The organism is Flavobacterium sp. DSR2-3-3 (assembly GCF_049896585.1).
In the GTDB taxonomy this organism is placed as follows: Bacteria; Bacteroidota; Bacteroidia; order Flavobacteriales; family Flavobacteriaceae; genus Flavobacterium.
Window position 1 is genome coordinate 457185 of the sequence record NZ_JAFCUP010000001.1, and the last position, 26388, is coordinate 483572.

A 26388-nucleotide genomic window follows, 5' to 3' on the forward strand; every position below is an offset into this window, starting at 1 on the left:
GCAACGAAATCGATGTAAATTAATAAATACTTCTGTTTTTTTAATAATTTATGCGGCAATTGCTCTTAGTATAGCCAAATTAAATTTTAAAATTAATCACCACAATCAACGCCTCTCTAAACGTGCTTCTGCTGAAACTTTGCCTGCTAAAATTTTAGACTAAACCATTTTCTGCTATCTTTGCTTCATGCAATTTTCAGAAATTTTAGGACAAGAACACATCAAAAGTCATTTGACAAAAAGTGCTGATTTGGGTAGAACTCCCCATGCGCAACTGTTTGTAGGTCCTGAAGGCAGTGGAACTTTACCCATGGCGATTGCGTATGCACAATACATCATTTGCAGCAATCAAAACGGGGAGAATTCCGGTTCAAATGAAGCATGCAACCTGAAATTTCAGAAAACCTCACATCCGGACTTGCATTTTATTTACCCGACGGTTAGCACTGAAGACGTAAAAACCAAACCTAAAAGCATCGATTTTATAACCGAATGGCGCCAGTTTTTAGAACATAATCCGTACGGAAGTTTGTTTGATTGGTACCAAATGCTGGGCGTTAAAAACAAACAAGGTGAAATCAGGGTTGATGATGCACAGGAAATCCTGAAATCGCTGGCTTTGAAATCTTATGAAGGCGGATACAAAATAATGATTATTTGGATGGCTGATAAATTGAATATCGCAGCTTCCAATAAATTACTGAAATTGCTGGAAGAACCTACAGACCGGACGGTTTTTATCCTGATTTCAGAAAATGAAGAAGATATTATTCAAACGATTCGTTCCCGTTGCCAAGTATTACATTTTAATGGTTTAAACGAAAAGGTCATCTCAGAAGCTTTAATCTCAAGGGAAAATATTGAATTTAAAACGGCCGTAAAAATAGCGCATCAGGCACAAGGAAATTATAATAAAGCATTGCAATTATTACAACCGGACAGCGAATCTGTTTTTTTTGAAAAATGGTTTGTTGATTGGGTTCGTGCTGCTTTTAGAGCCAAAGGAAACGCTGCCGCCATCCAGGATTTGATCCAGTGGAGCGATCAAATTGCCGGTTTGGGAAGAGAAACCCAGAAGAAGTTTTTACATTTCTGTATCGATATGTTTCGTCAGGCATTGTTGTTGAATTATCAAACGCCAAGTTTAGTTTACATGGAGCCGCAAGTAGAAAAATTCAAACTGGAGAATTTTGCGCCTTTTGTAAATGGCAACAATATAAATGATATTTTTAAAGAACTTTCGGAGGCTATGTATCACATTGAGCGCAACGGAAACGCTAAAATTATCCTCACCGATTTATCCATAAAATTAACCCGTTTAATTCACAAAAAATAAAAACATGAACAACATTACTTCTATTTTGATTTTAATTTTCCTGGCCATCACTTTCCTGCAGTCTGGATACGACAAACTGTTTTATTGGAAAGATAATGTCGAATGGTTAAAAGGTCATTTCGCTAAAACACCATTAAAAAACAGCGTCCCTTTAGCATTACTGAATATTTTAATTTTAGAATTAATTTCCGGCATTTTATGTGTGGTGGGCTGCATCGAATTATTCGTAAACAACGGAAGAATATTTGGTTTCTATGGAGCCGTTTTCTCTTGTATCACGTTGTTGATGTTGCTTTTCGGACAACGATTAGCCAAAGATTATGATGGAGCCAGAACGATTGTCATCTATTTTATCCCTGCAATATTGGCCGTTTATTGGTTAAACTAGACTTTACAACTTATTATTTTGAACAACAATTCCTTTTTAAATAAAAAAATGACACCAAAACACCCTTCAGAATCCCTGACGATATTAACCGATTTGGTTTTACCAAGTGAGACCAATCCTTTGAACAATCTTTTTGGTGGCGAATTACTAGCCCGTATGGATCGCGCAGCAAGTATAGCGGCACGCAGACATTCCCGAAGAATTGTAGTTACGGCATCCGTAAATCATGTTGCATTCAACAGAGCCATTCCGCTGGGGAGTGTTGTTACTGTTGAAGCCAAAGTTTCCAGAGCTTTCAAAAGTTCAATGGAAATATTCATTGACATTTGGGTTGAAGACAGAGAATCCGGTAATAAAACCAAAGCAAATGAAGCGATTTATACCTTTGTAGCAGTAGACGATACGGGAAGACCCGTTGAAGTACCTCAAATTGTTCCGGAAACCGAAATAGAAAAACAACGTTTTGAAGCTGCATTGCGACGCAAACAGTTAAGTTTAGTTTTAGCCGGTAAAATGAACCCACATGATGCAACCGAATTAAAAGCGCTGTTCACGTAATGAGCATAATTCAACCGGATTTTTTTTATTAAAAAATAGATTTAAAATATTCTTGAAAGAGAAAATTTTAATTAAAAAAAGAAGTATTTTTACGAAAATAAATGTTCAGTATACAAATGAAATTTCAGGATAATAAGTCATTCTGTCAGTTTCTTACCGTTATAAAACAATACAAATAGATGAAAGAAAAGGTAAAAGAGAAGATGAGTACAGAGAAAGAATCTAAATTAAAAGCGCTACAACTTACGCTTGACAAATTAGATAAAACCTATGGAAAAGGGACGGTAATGAAAATGGGCGACAAAGCCATTGAGGAAGTAGAAACTATTTCTTCCGGGTCTTTAGGAATCGATTTAGCATTAGGAGTTGGCGGTTATCCAAGAGGAAGAATTATTGAAATATACGGTCCGGAATCTTCTGGAAAAACCACGTTGACACTTCATGCCATTGCTGAAGCTCAAAAAGCAGGTGGAATTGCAGCTTTTATTGATGCAGAACACGCTTTCGACAGAAATTATGCGGAGAAATTAGGCGTTGACATCGAAAACTTAATCATATCACAACCGGACAACGGGGAACAAGCATTAGAAATTGCAGAGAACTTGATTCGTTCCGGAGCAATTGACATTGTTGTAATTGACTCGGTTGCTGCTTTGACTCCAAAAAGTGAAATTGAAGGCGAAATGGGAGATTCTAAAATGGGATTACATGCTCGTTTAATGTCTCAAGCGCTGCGTAAATTAACAGGAACCATCAGTAAAACAAACTGTACAGTTTTCTTTATTAATCAATTAAGAGAGAAAATTGGAGTAATGTTTGGAAATCCAGAAACTACAACGGGAGGAAATGCATTGAAGTTTTATGCTTCCATTCGTTTAGATATCCGTCGTTCTACACAAATTAAAGATGGTGATAACGTCCTTGGGAACAGAACCAAAGTAAAAGTGGTGAAAAACAAAGTCGCTCCGCCATTTAAAATCGCTGAATTTGATATCATGTACGGTGAAGGAATTTCAAAAACAGGAGAGATTCTTGATCTTGCTGTTGAGTTTGAAATCATCAAAAAAGCAGGATCTTGGTTCAGTTACGGTGAAACCAAACTTGGACAAGGTCGTGACGCTGTTAAGTCTTTAATAAAAGACAATCCAGAATTAGCTGATGAATTAGAAGAAAAAATTAAAGCTAGAATAAAAGAACTAGCAGAAGCATAAAAAGTAAAACCCGAAAATTTCGGGTTTTTTCATTTTTAAACGCAACCTTTTGTTACAATTTTTATCTTTTAAAAAACTGCTTACAATCCAATAGAGAAGCTGACTGGTATAAATTTAAAAAAATAAGAAATGAAAAAATTCGTCCTTTTTATTTTGTTCATTACAACCTTGACCGGATGCTCCATTGATAATGACAATCAAGATTCTTACAGCTTTGAAGTGCTGCCTGTAGACAGCTATACCTTACCCGAAAAATTTATATTAGGAAATACCTACGAGATAAAATTAAAATATCGCAGACCTTCAGAATGTCATTTATTTCAAGGGATTTATTATGACAAAAATTTGAATGTAAGAACCATCGGCATTCAAACGGCAGTGAACACAAACCAAGTTTGTACGCAACAAATCCCGGCACTATCAGAGATTTCTTTTAATTTTTATGTAACTCACAACGGTTCCTATATTTTTAAATTTTACAAAGGAAAAGATGCGTCAGGCAAAAACCTTTTTGAGGAAGTAGAAGTTCTTGTAGTCAACTAACAAATAGAATAATTTCTGTGGGATTAGACCAAATAATTGCGGACTGTAAAAAAAATTACCCCAAAGCTCAGGAACAATTGTATCAATTGTTTTCTAAAAAGTTTTTTGGCGTGTGCTTAAAATATTCCAGTAATTATGCGGACGCCCAAGACAACTTACAGGATGGGTTCCTGATCATCTTCAGAAAAATTGAACAGTTTAGCGGAAAAGGATCTTTTGAAGGCTGGGCCAAAAGAATAATGATCAATAATGCGCTCCAGAAGTACAAAGGAGTTAGGTACATGGAGGTAATTAGTGAAAATATTCCAGAAGAAGATGTTGAAATCGATGATGACCACATTCCAATTGAACATTTAATGCAAATCATTCAAGAATTACCCAATCAATACAGATTGGTTTTTAATCTCTATGTTTTAGATGGTTATTCTCATAAAGAAATCGCAGAAATGCTTACAATAACTACAGGGACAACAAAGTCAAATCTAGCCAGAGCTCGGTTGATTTTAAAAGAGAAAATAGAAGCGTATACCAGAATTGAAATAAAGTCATTGGCAAAATGAACGATAAAAAAAACATAGACCGCTTTTTTCAAGAGCAATTCAAAGATTTTGAAATGCCTCCAAAAGAACAAGTCTGGAAAAATATCCAAACTGAATTAAAAAAAGAGAAGAAAGAACGAAAAATAATTCCGTTCTGGATAAAATTTCCGGGAATTGCAGCCGCAATTCTTTTGGGAATACTGGCATTAAATACACTTTTCAGTGATCATTCAGGAAGTAAAAACAGTGGTGTTACAAAATCTGAAAATAAGGACACTGTCCCGCCTCAAAAAGAGAAGAATTTTAATCCATTGCAAATTGAAAAAACTGCTCCAATTGTTGTGAACAAAATTAAAACGGGCCAAAAAAATGAAAAAGAATTTACATCTTCTAATCAACCTGAGGTCAATTCGAGCAAAAATAAAGAGACAACTCAAAGTAGTGCTATTGTTTATTTACAAAAAAATCATCCTTCGGTAAAACCAGCAATAATAAATACCATCGACCTGTCAACTAACGAGAATGTCACAGAAAAAATTGCTGCGACAACTTTTAAACCATTTGATATCACAGCAAATCAAACATTGGAAAAAGACCATTTAAAAGAGCATGAAAACGCTACAATTGCTGCGATCGATTCTAAAAATAAGTCTTCAAATACAGCTGGAACACTTAACGAATTGGACGAAATCCTTAAAACTAAAAAACATAAAGAAGTTGAGGTCGTTAACGCAAAAAACAAGTGGCAAATTACTCCAAACATCGCCGCTGTTTATCTGAATCCAAATTCGGCCGGTTCCTCCATTGACCCACAATTTTCAGAAAATCAAAAAACAACGGATAACAGCTTAAGTTTTGGTGTAGGGGTAAGTTATGCTGTTTCGAATAAAGTGACCCTACGGAGCGGGATTAACAAGTTAGAACTGGGATACAACACAAATGACGTAGTGTACTCAACAGGTTTGTCAAATAATAATCTGGCGAATATTAATTATACTTCAAATGCATTAATCGAAATTAAAAATGAATCCAATTCAAGTATGTTATCCTTATTTGAAATCAACTTACAGAAAACAAATTCAGGAGCTATCAATCAAAAAATGGGTTATTATGAAGTCCCATTAGAGATTTCGTATGCAATTTTGGATAAAAAATTTGGAATTAACCTTATCGGTGGTGTAAGTACTTTGTTTCTCAACCAAAATAAAATTTCGTTGGTTTCCTCAGAAACGAATGTAACATTGGGAGAGGCCAAGAATTTGAATCAAATAAATTTCAGCACCAATGTTGGTATTGGTGTTCAATATGAGATTGTGAAATCATTTCAAATAAATTTTGAGCCAATGCTAAAATACCAGATGAATATGTTTTCAGGCACTTCAGGTAAAGTCAAACCGATATTTGTAGGACTGTATTCAGGTATTAGCTATAGCTTTTAACCATATCAGCATTAAAAGTCACTAATTGTGTATAAATTATTTCGCGTACTTCCTCTCTAATTTCCTTACGATCAACGCCAGTTTTTCCCAATGTTTCTATATGTGAATGCATCTTTACACGCATAATTCCCGGGCTACCGCTGAAAAAAGTATACGGAAATCTCTTTTTATTATCGGCAAAAGTAATGGGAACAATAGGAATTCCATGTTCTATCGCCAATCGGAACGCGCCATCTTTAAAAGTGTCCAATACTACAGATTCATCGTCTGGAACGCCGCCTTCTGGAAAAATACAGATACTCAATCCCTGATTAATTCTTTTTTGAGCACGATTAAAGACTTCCATTTTACTTTTTGAACAATTCCGATCCACCAAAATACAGGTTCTTTTGTAGAAAAAGCCAAACAATGGAATTTTTGAAAGTTCTTTTTTACCCACAAAAACAAAAGGATTTCTTGTCAGAGCAAGCATCAGCATAATATCGGCCATTGAGGTATGATTGGCAACAATCATGTAACTTTTTTGGTATTCCATTTCTTGGCTTTTATCAATTTTGTAATAAAATCCCATTCCAAAAAGAATAAATTTTGCCCAAATACGCGCCATCTTAAAAAAATAAGAATAGCCACTTTCCGTCAAAATAGACAAAACCAAAAAAGGAAACATTATCAGTATGGGAATGGCCATCAAAACATAAAACCATACGCGCCAAAGCACCCAAAAAATAATTTTAAATCCTCTCATAAGTTCAAAAGTAACAAATCAGATGTAAATATTGGTAAAATAATTTGCTTTGGAAAACTACCTATTAGAAAAAATTTGCAATCCTTGTTAACTTTGCGTAAATCTTTGCGAACTTTGCGCTTAAGAAAAAATCATAATGGCAAAAATACTTACAGGCGTTCAAAGTACCGGAACACCACATTTAGGCAACTTACTTGGCGCAATCATTCCCGCGATAGCATTATCAAATAAACCTGAAAACGAATCCTTTCTTTTCATTGCTGATTTACATTCGATAACGCAAATTAAAAACGGTGAAACTTTAAGAACCAATACTCACAGTACTGCTGCAGCTTGGCTTGCCTGTGGTCTGAATGTAGATAAAGTAGTTTTCTACAGGCAATCTGATGTGCCTCAAACAGCGGAATTATCGTGGTATTTAAGTTGTTTTTTCCCTTTTCAACGATTGACATTAGCGCATTCTTTCAAAGATAAAGCCGATCGACTGGAAGATGTCAATGCAGGTTTGTTTTCGTATCCAATGCTTATGGCTGCCGATATTTTATTATACGACGCAGAACTAGTTCCGGTAGGAAAAGACCAATTGCAGCATGTTGAAATCACTCGTGATGTAGCCTCCCGATTCAACCACCAAATGGGAGATACTTTCGTACTTCCCGAAGCTAAAATTCAGGAAGACAGCATGCTGATTCCGGGAACCAACGGCGGAAAAATGAGTAAATCAGCCAATAATATCATTAATATTTTTTTGGACGATAAAACACTACGCAAACAAGTGATGAGTATTGAAACTGACAGCACACCACTGGAAGATCCAAAAAATCCAGAAACCTGTAATGCATTTGCTATTTATAAATTATTGGCAAATGAAGAACAAATAGCCACAATGATTGCCAATTACCTTGGGGGGAATTACGGTTACGGGCACGCCAAACAAGCGTTGTTTGAGTTGATTTGTGAAACTTTCAAAACCGAAAGAGAAAAATACAATTACTATATCAACAATCTTAATGAGGTAGATGCTTTATTGAAAATTGGTGCTCAAAAAGCAGCAGTAGTTGCCAATGGAGTTTTAGCAAGAGTAAGAGAAAAACTAGGATTTGAGGTGTAACAATATATTTTTAAAACATATAAGTCATTTAAGTTTTTTATAGTTTAATACTATTTCACTAAAGCTTACATGACTTATATGTTAAAATCAAATCGCCTCAAACAATTTCCCAGGCAAAGGCCGAATCACGCCTTTCAATTCCATATTCAACAGCATTCCTGAGATTTTATAAATAGGAAAATCACAGCGTAAAGCAATAATATCCATCAGTTCCTTTCCAGTTTTAAGGAGGTAATCGTATACTTTTTGCTCGTCTTCCTCTAAGCTTACAAACAATTGTTTTTGTACGGGTTTGGATTCTTTTTGAATATCCCAATTCAAAATATAAACCAAATCCGCGGCACTCGTCAAGACATTTGCTTTTTGTGTTTTTATTAGATTGTTGCAACCCTGACTGTATTTATCCGTAACACGTCCCGGTACCGCAAAAACATCACGGTTGTAATCATTTGCCATATTTGCCGTGATTAACGATCCACCTCTATCTGCCGATTCAATTACGATAGTCGCTTCAGACATTCCCGCAACGATTCGGTTTCTTCGAACAAAATTTTCTTTATCAGGATTGGAGGAACTCCAAAACTCAGTCATAAAACCACCGTTCTGTTCTACTTTGGCCACATATTTTTTATGGGTTTTCGGGTAAATTTGGTTCAAACCATGCGCCACCACGCCTATCGTTTGTAAATTATGCTCCATCGCCAGTTGGTGCGCTACAATATCGACTCCGTACGCAAAACCACTGACGATTACAGGATCGAGCGGCGCCAAATCTTCTATCAATTTTCGGCAAAATTCAGTTCCGTACGAGGTAATTTGCCGCGTTCCTACAATGCTGATTATTCTTCTGTTTTTTAAATTAATATTTCCCGAGGTAAATAATAAAAGTGGTCCGTCAATACAATGTTTCAAGCGTTCCGGATATTCCTCGTCCTGAAAATAAACCACGTTGATTGCATTCGCTTTTATAAACTCAAGTTCCTGAATTGCTTTTTCGAAAACGGATTTATCTCTTAAATTTTTCAGCAAAACAGAGCCTACTCCATCAATAGCAGCGAGTTGCGAGGCTTTTGTGTTAAAAACCGCTTCCGCAGTTCCAAAATGGGTAAGCAGTTTTTTGGCCATTATATCGCCCACACCTTCTATTCTTTGTAATGCCAATAAATAAAATAAATCCTGCTCTTTCATATGTAGATAATACTTGTTTTTTATTGGAATATGGAATACGCCAGTTTAAAAAAATCTTTATTTATGTTTGTATAACGATTAAACATGGCTATTTCATGTTAATTATTTGAGAGTGAAATGTATAAATTTTTAAGCGGATTGTTAATAAAAATTGTGAATAAAATTTTGATAACTATTTTGGTTGTATAACTTTGTAAGTATGAAAATCGAACTTTACATCGCACAACTTTTATACCGTTATCAATGTGTTACCGTTCCGGGTTTCGGAGCTTTTTTGACCGAAATCCAATCGGCTAAACTAAACGAAAGTACAAATTCATTTTCTCCACCCAAAAAAATGATTGCTTTCAATGCAAATCTGAAAAACAATGATGGTTTATTAGCCAATCATATCGCTTTAGCTGAGAAAACGTCTTATGATTATGCCGTAAGCGCAATTCAATATGAAGTTTTTAATTGGAAAAAAGCATTGGAAGAAAACCAACTTTTTTCTGTAAAAAATGTAGGTGATCTTCGCTTAAATGCTGATAAAAACATCGTTTTCACTCCCTACGATCAAACGAATTATTTAACCAGTTCTTTTGGGTTGGCTCCTTTTGTTTCACCACTCGTAAAAAGAGAAATCTTTGAAAAAGAAGTAGAAGCAATAGAAGAAAAAGCGACCATTACAATGGTTTCTGAAGAAACAAAAACAGCAAACCCGTATCTAAAATACGCCGCTATTTTTGTACTAGGACTAGGAATTGCTGGAAGTGTTGGCTATCCAATGTATCAAAACCAAATCGCCTCAGAAACGATTCTTGTTGAAACTGCCGTTCAAAAACAAGTTCAAAATAAAATTCAGCAAGCCACTTTCTTCATCGAAAGTCCGGTTCCCGCTGTTACACTCTCTGTAAAATCCGACAAGGAAATGAAAATGCCGTATCACATTATGGCCGGAGTGTACCGAGAAGAAAAAAATGCCAATAAAACGCTGCGAATTCTAACTCGTTTAGGATATGATGCCAAACGAATCGCTCCTAACAAAAACGGCTTTTTCCCGGTTTTATATGGCAGTTACGATACGTTTGCTGAAGCCGAAAAAGCGAAAAAAGAAATAAATGTAAAGCACAATCCAGAGGCTTGGATATTGATTCAATCTTTGTAATTGCATTTATATATAATCTAGTTTTAGAAAGAAAATCATTAAAAAACGCTGTTTGAAAAATTTTCAAACAGCGTTTAAATTTTTAAAACTTCCTGCCTATCCCAATAGAAAAATTCCAAAAACTAAAATTATTTATCGTTTTATGATAGCCACCGTCTAAGGCAACAAGAAAACTTTCACCTACTTTATAATCTAGATGTAAACCCGGGAATATGCCAGCGGTATAACTATAACCGGTCCCTTTAACTTCAATCCAACTAAATGAATCAATGACATTATTTTCATCGACGTGAATCGATGAAAGTCGAAATAATTTGTCTTTATAAGCAATAATTCCCAACCCCATGTTGAAGGATAGGTTTACTTTTCTATTCTTATAAATGGAATAATGAATTTTAGCTCCTATTTCATGGTTTTTCACAAAATCCCATTCGGTGTCTTCAAAAATTGTTTCAGGATTACCTGTAAAAATAAATCGATCCAATTCTTTTTCATTCCCGTAAAAACTGGGGAAGTAATCGTTTTGAGAATATAAAAAATAATATTCCATGGACCACTTTTCGTTTCTTTGTCTGTGGTAACTGACTGAAATGTTGAAATTTCTTTGATTTTCTTTCATATTCGGATAAATGCTCAGTCCTGAATTGACAAAGACTTTGTTCTTTTCTTGCGCAAAAGCAAAAAAACTACAAAACGAGAGTGATATAAAAAATATTTTTTTCATTGTATTTATTAAAATAAGCACGAGGCAAAATGCCTCTTGTCTGTTAAATTTATTGCAAATCTGTGAACCAATGTTTATAATAATAATCAACTATTCCTATCGATTTTACATTATATAATATGCCACCATCGGAATAAGTTTGTCCTGTGGAACCATCACCTGTAATAGTAGATAACATCTGTCTTCGCGGTGATTCTAAATTTGCTCTTCTTCAAAATTTTTAAAGTAAATGTTTCTACTGAATTTGATGTTGTTACTAAATTTTCTAAATTAGTATCCATTTCAGAAGAACAGCTAAACAAACTCGAAGTAATTCCAAAAACTAAAAATTTAATCGATTTTGTTTTTATAAGTTTTAATTTAATTATTAAATAGTTTCTCAATAGATTTAAAAAAACTCCTCGATCGGTAGAAAAATCTAGAAATCTAATAAATGTTTTAAATTATAATTAAAATTATAATTGTGCAAATTTTTTTGTTAAAATTTTACAAAAAAATAAATTTTTATGATTATAGCTATCTTAACCCAGATTTTTTCAATAAAAACAACTATCTGTTTGATTATTATCAAATCACTACAACACATAAAAAAACCTATTCACACAATCATTTGAATAGGGTTTTCTAGTTTTAGCACTTTGTTGTATTTAGTTCAAACTCGCTTTGTACATCCTAGCTTCTTCCCACGAAAATTTATGACCGTGTTTTTCCATCAAGGTATTCAGTGATTCTTCTTTGTATCCATCAAAAGCAGTTGCTAAATCTTGCATTTTATCCTCTGGTAAAACTTCCGAAATAGATACCGCTTTAGTTTGAATCAGCTTTACAAAATGCGAATAAATGGTTTGTTTAGTCAACACTCTAATTGTCGAAATATCCTCAATTGATTTCTTTTCGACCCACAATTCATAGGTTTCCTGAACAGTAGATTTCTTGGGTGTTGCTGCTTTTGATTTATTCGAAGTATAGCGTTCTACATCTTTATCATCATCAATCAACGTGACATTTAATTCCTTGAACTGATTTTGTATGGCTTCCGTTTTACGGATGATGTATTTTTTTATTTCTGAGGACGTCAATTTTTCTTTCGAAATGGTTTCTCCTGCAACAACGGTTTCAATCAATAACTTAGCTTTCATTAAGCGTAAAACGGCTTTAGTTTGCAATTCTTCCAGAATAATTAATTCATCGTAAAACGCTTTTACTTTTTTGATTCGTTTTACTTCTTCAATTTTCCAAAGGATTTCAAAAACCAGATCATCCATTGGTTTTAAGAAATAATCGAAAGCAGCTTGAATACGTTCAGAAACATGATTCAAATCGACGGTTTCCTGACCAAAAAGCTTATTCAATTGCGAAATGAATTTTTTGGATGGATCCAAAAGCTGTTCGATGACTTCCGTTTGCTTTTTGGCCCAAACGGCATGCTTGGATTTCTCTGAAATCTCTGATTTTTCGTTGTAACTGTATTTATGATTGCGCCATTCCTGAGCTAAATCATTCCAATCGAAAGTGTTTATCAGATAATTATGGATGAAATTTTTGGTTTCAAAATGCAAGGCATTCTCTAAAAACGAATCCGAAGCTTTGTTAAGTGAATAATCCATCACATCCTGATCGTTTGAAATGCCATTCATGCGCAACGGCGAAAGCAAAATAAGCCCTTCTAACGAGCGCAAACGCGATAATGCAACATAAGCCTGGCCCGGAAGAAAAACTTGCGAAACATCGAGCGCCGCTTTATCAAACGTTAATCCTTGGCTTTTATGAACCGTAATCGCCCACGCTAATTTGATGGGATAATGCACAAAAGTTCCCAAAACTTCTTCTTCAATTTCTTTAGTGGTTTGATCAATTTTGTACCGAATGTTTTGCCATTCGTATTTTTCGACTTCTATGGTTTTGTTTTCTTCCGGAAAATGAACCAGGATTTCCTGACTCGAAAGCGATTTGATAATTCCCATTTTTCCATTGAAATAATTTTTATCAAAAGACAAATCATTTTTTACAAACATGATTTGCGCGCCCATTTTCAACTGAAGTTGTTGTTCTACGGGAAATATCTTCTCCGGAAAATCTCCGGTTATCTCCGGTTTGTAAACCACTAACTTTCCTTCTAAATCTGCCAAAGCCTGCGCATTCATAGAATCGGCTTTGTTGTTGTGGGTGGTTAATGTGATGTATCCTTTATTTGCTTTTAGATCAAAATCCGGTTTTACATATTGGTTCAAGGTTTGAATGTCTTGCTGCGAAATCTCATTGTTGCGCAAATTATTTAAAACGGAAATAAACGTGTCGTCGGTCTGGCGAAAAATCTTGGATAATTCAATGTATAATGGCGGATTTTGCTGAACCACATGCGAATGGAAAAAGAATTTTCCTTTGTAATACGTTTTTAGCGTACGCCATTCTTCGTCCCGAATTACAGGTGGCAATTGCAATAAATCACCAATATATAAGACTTGAACGCCACCAAAAGCAGTGCTTTTTTTGCGTACAGTTTGCATCATATAATCCATAGCGTCCAGTAAATCCGCACGAAGCATACTCACTTCATCTATGATCAACAATTCCATATTACGAATTACTGATTTCTTTAAACCGCTCATTTTGAAATGCCTCCGCAAGGTCGCTTTGGTTTCAAATTTAGTGTTTTCAGAAAATTGAGGTGATGAATTATCCGGAATAAATCCTCCAAAAGGTAATTGAAACATGGAATGTATCGTTACACCGCCCGCATTTAAAGCGGCAATTCCAGTTGGCGCCACTACAACAGTGTTCTTGTGTGTAGTTTGGATAATTTCCCGTAATAGGGTGGTTTTTCCCGTTCCTGCTTTCCCGGTAAGAAATACAGATCGATGGGTTTGATTGATGAATCGTAACGTGTAAGCGGCGGCTTCTGAAATGGTTTGCATGTGGCGTATATATATAATGCTAAAGTATTGAAAATTAGAAACACTATTTCGATTCTTATCAAAGATTTTAGAATTGTAAAACAACTACTATTTAGCCCTGATAGCAGCAGAAATCCTCGAAATTTAGAAAGTAATTTTTTCTAGCTGGAAAAGAGCGACCAGCGGAAGCTCCTTTTACAGGTAAGAAAAAACACTTTCTAAACGAGAGATTGCAGCGAATAGCGGGAAATAGCTCCAAAAAAAATGCCTTCAATCTAAGGGTAGACGAAGGCAATTTTTGAATTAATATAAAAAATTATTTTTTAACTGCTGTTTTTTCTTCAGTTTTTGCAGGAGCTTTGTATTTATCGTTCAAGGCTTTGATGATTTCTTTTGTGATATCAAATTTGTCTTCAGCATATAAAATTGAAGCTGCGTCACCGGTACCGTAGATGTATGCATATCCTTTTTCTTTACCATACGTTTTGATGAATTTTTTCACTCCGCTTACTAAAGAATCCATTTCTTTGCCACTTTCTTGCTGCAATTCTTGAGACAACGCTTGTTGCGCATAGCCCAATTGTTGTTCCTTTTTTTGCAATTCAGCACCTTTTTGTTGTGCCCATGCCTGGCCGTTTGCTTGAGCTTGCGCTTGAAAACCAGCTGCCTCTTGTTTGAATCTTGCGATTTCGGCATCTAACTGTCTTCCTTTTTCTTCTGCTTTTGTTTTATATTTTGCTTCAAGGTCTTTTGCCTCTGTATATTCTTTCATTAATTCCGAAGTGTCTACGTAAGCTGTTTTTACTTCCTTAACTGCTTCTACCGGTTTGTTACAAGCAACAATCGAAATTGATAATGCGATAATTAATAATGCTTTTTTACTCATATCTTTAATATTTCTTTTTTGGTATTCGTGAATCTTTGATTTCATTATGATGAATTTCTAGTTTTAAGTATTGGTGACAAAAATATAAAAAAATTGATAGTATTGACAAAAAGTTTACAAATTGCTACTTTTTTATAATATAAGATTTTGTTATTGGGATTTATAAATGCATAATTTATGACTATTAAAAATGAGTTGTATATCTTTTAAATAAACGAATTATTTTAAAAATTCGATTTCACCCTTGACTGCAGTTAATAAACAAGCTTAAATGCACTTAAAATGATTTTTAGTTGTTTTTTAGGATGTAAATGTGTGAAGAATACTCAAAATTCTTTTTCGCTTTCCAATTTGATTGCAATCCGACAAAAAAGGCTTTTATATAATTCATTTTGCCTGTTTTGTATTTTTCCGAAAGTAAGCTCACGTAAAAAGAATCAAATTTCATAGGAAGCACTTTTACCAATTGCATTTCTTCTTTTTCAAAAAGCATTTTTATAGCTGTTTTAGAAAAATGCCAAAAATGAATCGGTACATCATAAGCAGCCCAAAACTTTCCATAATGTTTTGCATCGAAAGATTTGAAATTTGGAACAGCAATAATTAGAGTTCCATTTTGTTTTAATAATCTTTTCAATTCTTTGATTTGATTTTCCAAATTAGGAACGTGCTCCAAAACATGCCACATCGAAATAACATCGAAAGAATGATTGTCCAATTCACTGGTTTCTCCAACAAATGAAACGCCTTTCTTTTTTGCAATCGCTTTTGCTTTTTCGCTCGGTTCCGCTCCTATCGTGTGCCAACCGTTTTCTTTGGCAACTGATAAAAAGTCTCCTGTTCCGGCACCAATATCTAAAATGCTTCCTTTATTAGTTTGCAGCGAATTAATTAAATTCAATTTGTTTTTCAGCGCAATAGTTTTTACAAAATGATATACTTTTTCAAACAGCGATCTTTTGCTATCCGTGTGCGAAATATAATCCACGCTTTCGTAATACTTTCCTAAGTTTTCTAAGCTGGGTTGTGGAGAAGTAAATAGCATGTCTAATTTGGCATCATGGTATAAGTCAAAAATCTCTTGAGAAACAGAATAATCTTTAACGGTTAAAAAAGGCTGTTGATTTGAGATGTTCATATTGTAATTTTTCGGTTTCCAGTCGCAGTTTGCAGTTGAATCCCTTTGTATATAATGCAAATTTAATTTTGTTTCACGTGGAACGTATTGTTAAGTATTCATTTTTTTACTGAACACTGAGACTGTAAACTTATTACTTTATCATCGTCCCATATAAATTAACAAAACCGAAACATCGCTTGGCGAAACACCACTAATTCTTGATGCTTGGGAAATAGTCACCGGACGAATCTTGCTCAATTTTTGTTTTGCCTCAATTGACATCGATTTGATTTTCTCATAGTCGAAATTTTCTGGGATTTTTACATCTTCCAATCGAAGCAGTTTATCTGCATTATTTCTTTCTTTTTCGATGTAACCTGAATATTTCACTTGGATTTCGGCTTGTTCTAAAATCTCTTGGTCCAAATCATTTTCCGCAACATAAGCAGCCACCTTTTCAAATTTCATGATGTCTTCCAAATCAATTTGCGGACGAGAGAATACTTTGAACATTTTATCCCCTTGCGTTATCAGCGCCGTATCTTTTGATTGTAAAATAGGATTTGCTTCCGCAACCGAAACACTCGTTTCTTTGAAAAAAGCCACCATCTTTTCAGATTCATTTAACTTGTGTTCCATTCTACGCAAACGCGCTTCTGAAGCCAAACCTATTTTATGCGACATAGGAGTTAATCTGAAATCGGCATTATCCTGACGCAACAACGTTCTGTATTCGGCACGAGAAGTAAACATTCTGTATGGCTCTTCCGTTCCTTTCGTAATTAAATCATCAATCAAAACTCCAATATATGCTTCGTCTCTTTTTAAAATTAACGGCGCTTTTTCATGTACTTTTAAATGCGCATTTATTCCAGCCATCAAGCCTTGAGAAGCCGCTTCTTCATATCCGGTAGTTCCGTTTATTTGTCCTGCGAAATACAAACCTTCAACCAGTTTTGTTTCCAAAGTATGTTTCAATTGCGTCGGAGGGAAATAATCATATTCGATTGCATAACCCGGACGAAAGAATTTCACTTTCTCAAATCCCGCCACAGAACTCAACGCCTTGAATTGAATATCCTCAGGCAGCGATGTAGAAAATCCATTTACATAAACCTCACAGGTATTCCATCCTTCTGGTTCGACAAACAATTGATGTCTTTCCTTATCAGCAAAACGATTTATTTTATCTTCGATTGAAGGACAATATCTTGGTCCAAGACTTTTAATTCTTCCATTAAACATTGGCGAACGATCAAAACCTTCTCTTAAAATATCGTGAACCTCAAGAGACGTATACGTCATGTGACACGATTTTTGATGAATCAACGGTGACGTCACATCCGAATAGGAAAACTTATCCGGTTTAGCATCTCCTTTTTCTTCGTTCATTTTCGAATAATCCAAAGATCGTCCATCGACTCTTGGAGGAGTTCCTGTTTTCATCCGTCCTGATTGAAAACCTGCAGCAACTAAATCTTCGGTAATTCCATACGCGGCACTCTCGCCTGCTCTTCCACCACCGAATTGCTTTTCGCCAATATGAATCAAACCGTTCAGGAAAGTTCCATTGGTCAACACAACCGATTTAGAGCGAATCTCTACTCCAAGCGAAGTTCGAATTCCTTTTATTTTTCCGTTTTCAATAATTAAACCTTTTACCATTTCTTGATAAAAATCAAGATTTGGAGTTCCTTCCAACATCATTCTCCATTCCTCAGCAAAACGCATACGGTCACTTTGAACGCGTGGAGACCACATTGCTGGACCTTTGGACTTGTTCAACATCTTGAACTGAATTGCGGTTCTGTCTGACACAATTCCAGAGTATCCTCCAAGCGCATCAATCTCACGCACAATTTGTCCTTTGGCAATTCCACCCATCGCTGGGTTGCAAGACATCTGGGCAATATTCTGCAAGCTCATTGTTACCAATAAGGTTTTAGATCCCAAATTTGCGGCGGCGGCAGCAGCCTCAGAACCGGCATGGCCCGCACCCACAACTATCACATCATATTCATCTAGAAACATCTTCTTTTATAATTTAATCCTAAAATTAAGGATTGTAATTTTGAATTCTATTTTTGTTCCACGTGAAACATTGCAACCGTATCTTTTTAAACCAAAACAAAATGTTCCACGTGAAACATATTTGACTTGAAGTTTAAAACACCACTATTGTTCCACGTGAAACATAACGATTTTTTGATCTTCTTTACTTCTCATTAAAAGCTCCTCCGCTTCTCCTTTATCTTTGTAGCCACAGTAGTGTAAAATTCCGTGAACTAAAACGCGCTTTAATTCTTCCTCAAAAGAGACATTGAAATCAGCGGCATTGTCTTTCACTCTTTCGACAGAAACAAAAATGTCACCGTGCAACTCATTACCCATAGAGTAATCAAAGCTGATGATATCCGTCAGCGTATCGTGATCCAGATACTCCACATTGATTTTGTGCAAATACTCATCGTCACAAAAGATATAATTTATCTCTCCTTCTTTCTTGTTCTCCGATGTAATAACATTTCCCAACCAGGTTGCAACCGCTTCTTCGTTATCTAAATTAAAGTCGGTTTCGTAATTAAAATTGATCATTTTTTATTAAAATATTCTTGAACCTTTTGATTAAAATTCGAGCGCAAAGGTAAGGATTGTCTATTTAATATTTCTATGCTATTCAAATAATCTAATAAAGCAGCTGGCAGTGAATTAGATTGATTATTAAACTCTTTTTTATTGGTTTCAGATTGGCGTTTGTTTTCTTCGCCTTGTTGTTGAATAGCGGATTTCAATTTCAACAATTCCTGTTTCACATTCAATATCTTTTGAAGCGTTTCGTTCTTAAAACCTTTATTTAATAATTGCTTTTCAATTTGCTTCATTTGTTCCAAAGCGCTTTGTCCGTTACCACCCAATCCTTGTTTATTCAATTCGTTTTGCAATGCTTCCCGCAATTGCTTTTGCTCTTTATAAATTTCCATTACAGCTTGCGCATCACCTTCGCTACCCTGACCTTCTTGACCTGATTGGCCTGGTTTCCCCTGTTTGCCGTTTTGTCCTTTTTGACCTGCACCGGGTTGCTCTCCTTTCTTGATTCCGTCTTTCACTTTTTCACCAAGACCTTCTTGTTTTTTAATAATGTCCGGCAGTTGCATTCCTTGTCCTTGACCAAGTTTCGGTTTACCAGAACCCATTCCGGACATTTGCATTTGCATATTGTTAAGCATATCACTTAGAAAATCTGCTAATTTGTTAGCTGCAGAAATGGTGTACTGTTGATGCGACAAACCTTTTGGCACTTGAGCATCGGTTAAACTGGACAACGATTTATCGACATTGTAAATTACATTGCCAATTTCTTTAGTGATATCCTCAGCAATTTTAGGATCGCGCAATGACATCGCAAATAAACTATCGTCAACATGTTTGAACTGTTGCTTTAAATCCTGTTGAATTTTTATGTTTTTATTAAAAGCCGGAGAACCTGATTTGTGCTTTCTGAACTGATTCATTAAGTCTTCCTGTGACAGAGAGAATGCCAATAAATTATCTAGAATTTGTCGCAACATGGCTACATCTTCCTGTAACTGTTCCATCTCGCCTTCTTCCAAAGTTTGTGCCATTTTTTGCGCCATCTCTTTCATCTTTTTGGAAGCACTTTTTTGATTTGGCTTAGCCTTATCTTTCTTGTCTTTCCTCAATTCCTCAGAAGCTTTCTTTAAATCTTCATCAATACTTTTTTCTTTAGCATCGTCTGTAGGCAAGTCCAGAGGTGATTTCAATTCCTTATTTTCTTTTTCCAGATCATTTAAATCTTCCTGAATTTTGTCAAAATCAGCATTAATGTCTTCCTGCTTCTCCAATTTATTTTCCTTTTCATCATTGGATAATTTATCTTGTTTTTCAGAAAGCTTTTCCAATTTGTCTCCTAATTGTTCTGCTTTCTTTTCTACATAAAACCTCTTGGTCAACTCCACCAACTGTTCTAAATTCTTAGTTTGGTTTTTACTATTTTGTTTAAATTTATCCAACTTAGACAACAGTTCTTCATTTTGAATTTTATCGTTGAGTTCTTTCAACTCATCTAAAAGCTTTTGGTTTTTATCCACTTCTTTTTCTGCATTGTCCATTCGTTTTTGAAGCTCTTCTTTTAATTCATCCTTTTCATCGGTTTTGAATTGCTCCAAATTATCGTTCATTTTTTTAGTGAATTCTTTCATCATCTCATCCTGTTTCATTTGCCGCTTGACAAAATCATTTACTTTTTGCTGATCTTTGAAATCCAGATTTTCTTTCTCTTTTCCGGTTTTTTGCAATTTCTCCATTTCAGAAATTTGCTTATCCTGATTTTTCAAAGACTTCTCTAAACTATTGATATTGTCATTTTGCTGCTGCAAAATTTGATCTTCCTTTTCTACATCTGTCGCTACCCGATTAGAAAAAACCGACGACTTCGTGCTTTTGAAATTATGGATGGCATCGTTATCAAAAACTTCAAAATAATAATCATAAGACACACCTTGCTCCACTGGAAGATTACTTGGAAACGAAAACACGAATTGATCAAAAGCACTTTTCTTGATAGCAATCGTTCCGCGTTTAGCAGTTTGAGGCTTCTCTCTTTCGTAAAAAACAATCTGAAGTTTGGACAAACCGTAATCATCGGAAATTTGACCTACAACATAATTCTTGGCAACCTTCAAACTGTCTGGTGCGTTGTTCACATTAATAGTTGGGAATTGATCTTTGATAATTGTAATCTGATAATTGAGTTTTTCGTAGTTTTTTACCTTATCATTTGAAGTAAGAATTTGATAATCTGTGTTTTGCAGTATATTTTTGGATAAAATAAAGGTGTTTTCTATTTTCGAAAAAGAAGCTTTTGATATTTCGTCCATCCAAACTACATTCTGTGTCGCTTGTGTATTCATTTTCCAAGTCACACGCGTTCCTTCCGGAATAACCCCATTTCCCGTTCCTTTAACTGTTTCAGCTTTTTTATTCACATAGGAAGGAAAGTTCAACTGCATTTCAAAATTAGCAATCGAAGGAACAATTATCACTTTCAATTCATATTCCGGTGAAGAAATAGCATTTCCCTCAACGTGGAACAAAATATTTCCTAAAGGCTTTGCTATTTTAAATTGAAATTCTCCTGCTTTGACTGACTCCATAAAATAACTTTCATCTTCAATGAATATCATCGCATTCTCAGGAACAATTTTTCCTTCAGTTTTGATTCGAAGTATAAAATCTTTTCCTTGCTCCGTTTGTAAATTAGAATTTAAAACCACGAATTTAAAAGGAGCCGGAGGCAAAAAAGCTGAATTGTAATGCACGACTCTATTAAAACTTTGAGAAATCATATTACTGTTTCCAGAGAAATAAAAGAAAGCAAATAACAGTAATGGAATTAAAGCCAAAGGAAAATACAATCTGTTTCCGTTATAATTTATGGCGTTCCCAAAAGGGATTGGTTGCAACGCGTTCGCTTTTTGTTCAATTGAAGCGGCTAATAATTCCGACTTAATTTGATGTTCATTCGGATTTGATAATTGTAAAAAGTTAGTCAGTTTGTCGCTCACTTCCGTGAAATGATTTCCTATAATAGTCGAAGCCTGGTTGTAATCGATTCCTTTTTGAAGTTTGAATAATTTAAAAATTGGAAACAAAATAAAACGGAACAACAAATACACTTCTACTCCGATGAAAGTCCAAAATAAAATTGTTCTTCCCAACGGCTTGAACCAAAAAAAATATTCTACAAAAAGCGTAAATAAAAAATACAACAATCCCAAACCGATAAAGAAAATAGTTCCCCTTATCAATTCGTTGGTATAAAACTTCCTGATGAAAGCTTCTAATTTTTGATAAATAAATTGTTGCGTTTCCAAAATGTATGCTTTGTTTATTACAACCAATAAAAGTAGTAATTTTTAATTAGAAAATTTCTTCATAAGAAAATTAGCAGGTCAAACCCATTAAAATAAATTTTGACCATGATAAGAGTTAACAATAGAAAAAAAGCACTCAATTTTTTTCTATGTCATCTAAATTTTAACTGTTCGGAAAAGATTCAAATCAAAAAATAAACTAAATTCTTTGTTTCTATGTGGTTCAATTATTTTATACTTTAGACTTGGAAAATTAGAAAATTGACATAATTGATTAAATTATCTAATTACAATCATTTTCTCATTGTCTAATTAGTGTTGTATCTTTGCACCAAAATTTACAAAAATGTCGAAGCAAGTTCGTGTGCGTTTTGCACCAAGTCCAACTGGACCTTTACATATTGGCGGAGTTCGTACCGCACTATTCAATTATTTGTTTGCCAAAAAAAACAATGGTGTATTCTTCTTAAGAATTGAAGATACGGACCAAAACCGTTTTGTTCCCGGTGCCGAAGAATATATAATGGACGCACTGGAATGGTTAGGAATTGCGCCTGATGAGACTATTGGTAAAAACGAGAAATTTGGTCCGTACCGTCAAAGCGAAAGAAAGTATATGTACCAACAATATGCGGATCAGTTAATCAATTCGGGAAATGCGTATTACGCTTTTGATACAGCCGAAGCTTTAGATGCGGCAAGAAAATTAGAGGAAGAACAAGGAAACACCTTTATATACAATCACCATAACCGAGAAAAACTGGACACTTCATTAGTGATTTCTGCAGACGAAACTGCTAAAAGGATTGCTGATGGCGAACATTATGTCATCCGTTTTAAAAATCCGGTGAATGAAACGCTGCATTTGCACGACATCATACGTGGAGAAGTGAAATTTGAAACGAATCTTTTAGATGATAAAGTACTGTTTAAAAGTGACGGAATGCCAACGTATCATTTGGCTAATATTGTGGATGATCATTTAATGGAAACGTCGCATGTAATTCGTGGCGAAGAATGGTTGCCATCGATGCCTTTACACATTTTATTGTACAGAGCATTTGGTTGGGAATCACCGGAATTTGCACATTTACCCTTAATAATGAAACCTGTTGGAAACGGAAAATTATCCAAGCGTGACGGTGACAAAATGGGATTTCCTGTATTTCCATTGGATTGGAAAACTGAAGAAGGTGTTTCGTCCGGTTACAGAGAAAAAGGGTTTTTCCCGGAAGCTGTAATTAACTTTTTAGCCTTACTAGGCTGGAACGACGGAACGGAAAAAGAATTATATACTCTTGATGAATTAGTTGCTGCATTTGATTTGAACAGAGTGCATAAAGCTGGAGCTAAATTTGATCCGGAAAAAAACAAATGGTTCAATCACCAGCATTTAATCAAACAGAAAGATGATGATTTGGCGAAAGCCTTCGCTCCTATTTTAGCTGAAAAAGGGTTTCATGTTGATCAAAGTGCTCTAATCAAAGTGGTTTCTTTAATCAAAGAACGCGCCCATTTTGTTTCTGAATTTTGGGAAATGAGTGATTTCTTTTTTGTGGCTCCGATAGCGTATGATGAAAAAGCGCGGAAAAACTGGAAAGCCGAAACGCCCGCATTAATGCACGAATTAATGGCCGTTGTGGAAGAAATCACAGATTTCACTTCAATGAATATCGAGACGATTGTAAAAGACTGGATGACGAAAAACGAAATTGGAATGGGAAAAGTAATGCAGCCGTTTCGTTTGAGTTTGGTTGGCGCATTAAAAGGTCCTCACCTATTTGATATCGTTGAAGTAATTGGAAAGAAGGAAACGATTAATAGAATTGAGAAAGCAATTTCTTCTCTTTAAAACTAAAAAAGCTCCCAGATTTGGGAGCTTTTTTTATAAATAAAGAATCAAATCTGCATTAATAATTCCTGAATTCCCTTTGAAATTTACACCTAAATTCTTGTTGTTCAAATTTGCAAGCATATTGTTCAATCCATATTGATAGGAAACATTAGCCCGGAAATGGCGAACTCCGGCAGTTATTCCAACGGTTGGATAAAAATTAAAATTTGAAATCTCCCTAATATCTTTGGCTAACAAGGTTGTCCCAGAAATAACATTGTTTGCATCATTATTATCCATATTTAATTTTCCGTTTACTTGAACAATTGGTCCAAATTCAACACTTAAATGATTTTCGATAAGTTTGTAACTCAACTGCAGTGATATTTGCGCAGAAGCCAATTTATAATTCACCTCTTCTTTAGCCAAAGTCAAACTATTAGTTGAAACAGAAAAATTGTTTTCGCTAAACTGAATTGCATAAACCATATCCCAGTTATTATAGAAATTTCCCCGCATGCAAAGTCCAGCATTCCAACCCAATTCAGGTTTTGTTTCGAAATTATCAGTGTTAAAGGTAAATTGATTGACTCCAAAACTGATTCCTATCCTGTTTGAATCTCTATATTTATATTGAGAAAAGGCTGATATTGTACAAAAAACAAACACTAAACTAAGTGATATTTTTCTCATATAATTGGAATTTATAAAGACAAACCTAAAGTTTTGTTGTAAATTGTGGGATAATTTTTAACTAAAAATAAAAACATTATGAACATTGCTTTAATTATTCTACTCGTATTTGGATTTTTCATTTTATTTTCCTCATTTTTTACAGTCAAACAGCAAACGGCTGTTGTTGTAGAGCGATTTGGAAAATTTTTAAGTATCAGACAATCAGGTTTGCATTTGAAAATTCCATTGATTGACAGAATCGCAGGACGTGTGAATCTAAAAATCCAACAATTAGATGTTATCATTGAAACAAAAACCAAAGACAACGTTTTTGTGAAACTTAAAGTTTCAGTTCAATTTATGGTTATCAAAGAGACTGTTTACGACGCTTTTTATAAACTGGAATATCCGCACGATCAAATTACTTCTTATGTATTTGATGTCGTTCGTGCCGAAGTTCCAAAGCTAAAACTTGATGATGTTTTTGAAAGAAAAGACGATATTGCCATTGCTGTAAAAAGAGAATTGAATGAAGCCATGACGACTTATGGATATACGATTATCAACACTTTGGTAACGGATATTGATCCGGATATTCAAGTAAAAAATGCGATGAACAGAATAAATGCGGCTGATAGAGAAAAAACTGTAGCTGAATTTGAAGCGGAAGCCTCCAGAATTAGAATTGTAGCCAAAGCGGAAGCGGAAGCAGAAAGCAAACGATTACAAGGACAAGGAATTGCGAACCAACGAAGAGAAATTGCTAAAGGTTTAGTAGAAAGTGTTGATGTTTTGAACAGAGTTGGTATCAATTCCCAAGAAGCTTCGGCATTGATTGTGGTAACACAACATTATGATACGTTACAAGCTATTGGTGCTGACACAAATTCGAATCTGATCTTATTACCAAACTCTCCACAAGCGGGAAGTGACATGCTTAATAATATGATTGCTTCATTTAGTGCTTCTAATCAGGTAGGTGAATTAATGAAAAAGAGAAGCGAAAGAGGGAATTCTAGAAGGGAAAATAAGGTCGAATTACCGGAAGCTCCTGAAGAAACTCCCGACACAGAAGAATAGATATTTAAAATCATAAAAAAAGAGGCTTAAATGCCTCTTTTTCTTTTTGCAAACCAATTTTTGATAAATGGAATTGCTTTATTTAATATAAAAGGTGCCGCAGTAGAAACGATTGCTCCATAAGGAATAACAGAACTATACGTGCCTATTAAGTCACTTACAATGTTTTGAGGTGAAAAACTTTCCTTAGTTTTTTTTACTCCAAAAATTAATTTTTGATAACTGATTTCCTTTTCAGTCTTTAAAATTTCAAGTTCTCTATCAATTTGAGCGTAAGAAGAATATTTTTTTGTTTCCATGATTTAATCGTTAAAAAATATTTCTGAAAACTTCTCCAATATTGGTCCTTCAACAATTTTATCTTTTATTAAAAATAAAAGGCTCGTTATTAAAAGATATACTCCTCCTATTATTAAAAAACCCAACGGATAATTATCTAGATATTTACCCATTGCCAATGCTCCTGCTATGGAACAAAAGAATAAAACCATGCTAAAACATAGAAAAATCAATGTGAACTTAAGAATCATGGTCGTCGATTTCATTGCTACTTTGAAACCCCATAATTTGTAATAAGACACATTGCTCTGAATATATCCTTGTATTTGTTCCTGAATATCCTCCGTATTTTCTTTTAATTCTTCAAAAGCCATGTATTTCGTTTTAAAATTTGATAGATGGGAAATGCAAGATTATTTTTGAAGTTTTGCATTTTTCCTCTTTAAATCGGCTAATTTATCTTCTAAAAAAGAAATTACCTCTTCGGTTTTATGACTCATATTTGAAACTAAATCTTCGTAGGTTTCTTCTAAATCAAATTTAGCTGTTGTTAATTGGTCGCTCAATTGTACTGATACAGAATCAAGTTTATTTTGTAAATCATTTTTGGCACCATCAAAACCATCTTTTAATTTTCTTCTTGTTTTTGATCCTTTATCAGGTGCGTACAAAATTCCTATTCCGGCTCCAATTGCTACTCCTGCTAAAATAGCGAATAATGTATTTCCTGTAGTATTTGACATAATTCTTAGTTTTAAAAAGTTTGATTTATAAAGATACGGATTTATTAACAACAA

At 34.6% G+C, this 26388-nt stretch carries 24 protein-coding genes; 11 read left to right on the forward strand and 13 right to left on the reverse strand.

The window, feature by feature from the left end:
* Positions 1-187: 187 nt before the first annotated feature.
* The 7 genes from ACP7AQ_RS02005 (at position 188) to ACP7AQ_RS02035 (ending at position 6014) form a co-directional block, all read left to right on the forward strand.
* Complete coding sequence (locus tag ACP7AQ_RS02005) at positions 188-1336, forward strand: ATP-binding protein (RefSeq protein WP_426094187.1); 1149 nt, start codon at positions 188-190, stop codon at positions 1334-1336.
* Between the two features lie 4 nt (positions 1337-1340).
* The gene (locus tag ACP7AQ_RS02010; RefSeq protein ID WP_091203302.1) at positions 1341-1724 is read left to right on the forward strand and encodes a DoxX family membrane protein; all 384 of its coding nucleotides are present in this window, start codon (positions 1341-1343) and stop codon (positions 1722-1724) included.
* Positions 1725-1772: 48 nt separating this feature from the next.
* Positions 1773-2282: an acyl-CoA thioesterase gene (locus ACP7AQ_RS02015; protein ID WP_091203303.1), complete on the forward strand. Its 510-nt coding sequence runs from the start codon at positions 1773-1775 to the stop codon at positions 2280-2282.
* A gap of 203 nt (positions 2283-2485) precedes the next feature.
* Positions 2486-3493 (forward strand): recombinase RecA, encoded by a 1008-nt coding sequence (gene recA, locus ACP7AQ_RS02020; protein ID WP_091203513.1) that lies wholly within the window; start codon positions 2486-2488, stop codon positions 3491-3493.
* 129 nt (positions 3494-3622) lie between these two features.
* Positions 3623-4036 (forward strand): lipoprotein, encoded by a 414-nt coding sequence (locus ACP7AQ_RS02025; RefSeq protein WP_426094188.1) that lies wholly within the window; start codon positions 3623-3625, stop codon positions 4034-4036.
* Positions 4037-4053: 17 nt separating this feature from the next.
* Positions 4054-4596 (forward strand): RNA polymerase sigma factor, encoded by a 543-nt coding sequence (locus tag ACP7AQ_RS02030; protein WP_426062512.1) that lies wholly within the window; start codon positions 4054-4056, stop codon positions 4594-4596.
* On the forward strand, positions 4593-6014 hold the full coding sequence (locus ACP7AQ_RS02035; protein WP_426094189.1) for a hypothetical protein: 1422 nt from the start codon (positions 4593-4595) through the stop codon (positions 6012-6014). Before ACP7AQ_RS02030 ends, ACP7AQ_RS02035 begins: the two co-directional genes overlap by 4 nt.
* Here ACP7AQ_RS02035 and ACP7AQ_RS02040 read toward each other — a convergent pair.
* Positions 5998-6759, reverse strand: a complete 762-nt coding sequence (locus ACP7AQ_RS02040) for a lysophospholipid acyltransferase family protein (protein WP_426094190.1) — start codon at positions 6757-6759, stop codon at positions 5998-6000. The two genes, ACP7AQ_RS02035 and ACP7AQ_RS02040, sit on opposite strands and share 17 nt — an antisense overlap.
* A 136-nt stretch (positions 6760-6895) precedes the next feature.
* Between ACP7AQ_RS02040 and trpS the strand changes: the two genes are divergently transcribed.
* Positions 6896-7870, forward strand: a complete 975-nt coding sequence (gene trpS / locus ACP7AQ_RS02045) for a tryptophan--tRNA ligase (protein WP_426094191.1) — start codon at positions 6896-6898, stop codon at positions 7868-7870.
* Positions 7871-7957: 87 nt separating this feature from the next.
* Here the strand turns inward: trpS and dprA are convergent, their stop codons facing one another.
* Positions 7958-9058: a DNA-processing protein DprA gene (gene dprA / locus ACP7AQ_RS02050; RefSeq protein WP_426094192.1), complete on the reverse strand. Its 1101-nt coding sequence runs from the start codon at positions 9056-9058 to the stop codon at positions 7958-7960.
* A 199-nt stretch (positions 9059-9257) separates the two neighbouring features.
* Here dprA and ACP7AQ_RS02055 point away from each other — a divergent pair, with 199 nt between their 5' ends.
* Positions 9258-10205 (forward strand): SPOR domain-containing protein, encoded by a 948-nt coding sequence (locus ACP7AQ_RS02055; protein ID WP_426094193.1) that lies wholly within the window; start codon positions 9258-9260, stop codon positions 10203-10205.
* Positions 10206-10287: 82 nt separating this feature from the next.
* Here ACP7AQ_RS02055 and ACP7AQ_RS02060 read toward each other — a convergent pair whose 3' ends face one another.
* The 7 genes from ACP7AQ_RS02060 to ACP7AQ_RS02090 all read right to left on the reverse strand — a co-directional run bounded on the left by ACP7AQ_RS02060 (position 10288) and on the right by ACP7AQ_RS02090 (position 21750).
* Positions 10288-10929: a hypothetical protein gene (locus ACP7AQ_RS02060; protein ID WP_426094194.1), complete on the reverse strand. Its 642-nt coding sequence runs from the start codon at positions 10927-10929 to the stop codon at positions 10288-10290.
* Positions 10930-11576: 647 nt separating this feature from the next.
* Entirely contained in the window at positions 11577-13844 is a 2268-nt protein-coding gene (locus ACP7AQ_RS02065) for a helix-turn-helix domain-containing protein (RefSeq protein ID WP_426094195.1), read from the reverse strand.
* A 295-nt stretch (positions 13845-14139) separates the two neighbouring features.
* Positions 14140-14754 carry an OmpH family outer membrane protein gene (locus tag ACP7AQ_RS02070; RefSeq protein ID WP_426094196.1) on the reverse strand — a complete coding sequence of 205 codons (615 nt, stop codon included), beginning with the start codon at positions 14752-14754 and terminating at the stop codon, positions 14140-14142.
* Positions 14755-14998: 244 nt separating this feature from the next.
* Positions 14999-15847 (reverse strand): class I SAM-dependent methyltransferase, encoded by an 849-nt coding sequence (locus ACP7AQ_RS02075; protein WP_426094197.1) that lies wholly within the window; start codon positions 15845-15847, stop codon positions 14999-15001.
* Between the two features lie 141 nt (positions 15848-15988).
* Positions 15989-17860 (reverse strand): tRNA uridine-5-carboxymethylaminomethyl(34) synthesis enzyme MnmG, encoded by a 1872-nt coding sequence (gene mnmG, locus ACP7AQ_RS02080; protein WP_426094198.1) that lies wholly within the window; start codon positions 17858-17860, stop codon positions 15989-15991.
* A gap of 144 nt (positions 17861-18004) precedes the next feature.
* Positions 18005-18424: an rRNA maturation RNase YbeY gene (gene ybeY, locus ACP7AQ_RS02085; RefSeq protein WP_426062501.1), complete on the reverse strand. Its 420-nt coding sequence runs from the start codon at positions 18422-18424 to the stop codon at positions 18005-18007.
* Positions 18421-21750: a hypothetical protein gene (locus ACP7AQ_RS02090; protein WP_426094199.1), complete on the reverse strand. Its 3330-nt coding sequence runs from the start codon at positions 21748-21750 to the stop codon at positions 18421-18423. The genes ybeY and ACP7AQ_RS02090 overlap by 4 nt, the downstream gene beginning before the upstream one ends.
* Before the next feature lie 319 nt (positions 21751-22069).
* On the opposite strand from ACP7AQ_RS02090, the gene gltX reads away from it, so the two are divergent.
* Complete coding sequence (gltX, locus tag ACP7AQ_RS02095; protein WP_426094200.1) at positions 22070-23575, forward strand: glutamate--tRNA ligase; 1506 nt, start codon at positions 22070-22072, stop codon at positions 23573-23575.
* Positions 23576-23608: 33 nt separating this feature from the next.
* Here the strand turns inward: gltX and ACP7AQ_RS02100 are convergent, their stop codons facing one another.
* Positions 23609-24250 carry an outer membrane beta-barrel protein gene (locus ACP7AQ_RS02100; protein WP_426094201.1) on the reverse strand — a complete coding sequence of 214 codons (642 nt, stop codon included), beginning with the start codon at positions 24248-24250 and terminating at the stop codon, positions 23609-23611.
* A gap of 78 nt (positions 24251-24328) precedes the next feature.
* On the opposite strand from ACP7AQ_RS02100, the gene ACP7AQ_RS02105 reads away from it, so the two are divergent.
* Complete coding sequence (locus ACP7AQ_RS02105; RefSeq protein WP_091203317.1) at positions 24329-25312, forward strand: SPFH domain-containing protein; 984 nt, start codon at positions 24329-24331, stop codon at positions 25310-25312.
* Positions 25313-25338: 26 nt separating this feature from the next.
* Here the strand turns inward: ACP7AQ_RS02105 and ACP7AQ_RS02110 are convergent, their stop codons facing one another.
* From ACP7AQ_RS02110 to ACP7AQ_RS02120, 3 genes are read right to left on the reverse strand one after another with little or no spacing between them, the layout of a single operon-like run.
* Positions 25339-25611: a DUF6327 family protein gene (locus ACP7AQ_RS02110; RefSeq protein WP_091203318.1), complete on the reverse strand. Its 273-nt coding sequence runs from the start codon at positions 25609-25611 to the stop codon at positions 25339-25341.
* A gap of 3 nt (positions 25612-25614) precedes the next feature.
* Entirely contained in the window at positions 25615-25965 is a 351-nt protein-coding gene (locus ACP7AQ_RS02115; protein ID WP_426090553.1) for a competence protein, read from the reverse strand.
* A gap of 39 nt (positions 25966-26004) precedes the next feature.
* On the reverse strand, positions 26005-26334 hold the full coding sequence (locus tag ACP7AQ_RS02120) for a YtxH domain-containing protein (protein WP_426062493.1): 330 nt from the start codon (positions 26332-26334) through the stop codon (positions 26005-26007).
* Positions 26335-26388 lie beyond the last annotated feature (54 nt).